The sequence below is a fragment of the Pseudoalteromonas sp. S4492 genome (assembly GCF_005886115.1).
Classification (GTDB): Bacteria; Pseudomonadota; Gammaproteobacteria; order Enterobacterales; family Alteromonadaceae; genus Pseudoalteromonas; species Pseudoalteromonas gelatinilytica.
In genome coordinates, this window is the sequence record NZ_PNCP01000274.1 from 1 (window position 1) to 353 (window position 353).

1 pseudogene is annotated in these 353 nt (G+C 46.2%); it reads left to right on the top strand.

Annotated features, from left to right (window positions below):
• Nucleotides 1-65 precede the first annotated feature (65 nt).
• Nucleotides 66-353: pseudogene (locus CWC28_RS21565) on the top strand (IS630 family transposase); the annotation flags it as partial.

Consider the following 353-nt stretch of genomic DNA (forward strand, 5'->3'; position numbering starts at 1 on the left):
AGAAAAAGGAGTGGTGCATTCCCAGAAAGGCGAACGCAGAATTTGTTTGTGCTATGGAGCGTGTTTTGGATGTTTATCAACAACCACATGATCCGAATCGACCACTGATCTGTATGGATGAGAGCAGTAAGCAGCATACTTTGGAGATCAGAACTCCAATCCCTATGAAGCCTGGTCAACCTCTAAAATATGACAATGAGTATGAACGCAATGGTGTGAGTTCTCTCTTCATATTTTTTGCGCCACTGGAAGGTTGGCGACATATCGAGGTGACAGATAGCCGGGCTGCCTGCGACTGGGCTCACCAGATCAAACAGCTGGTTGATGTTCACTTCCCAAAAGCTGATGTCATC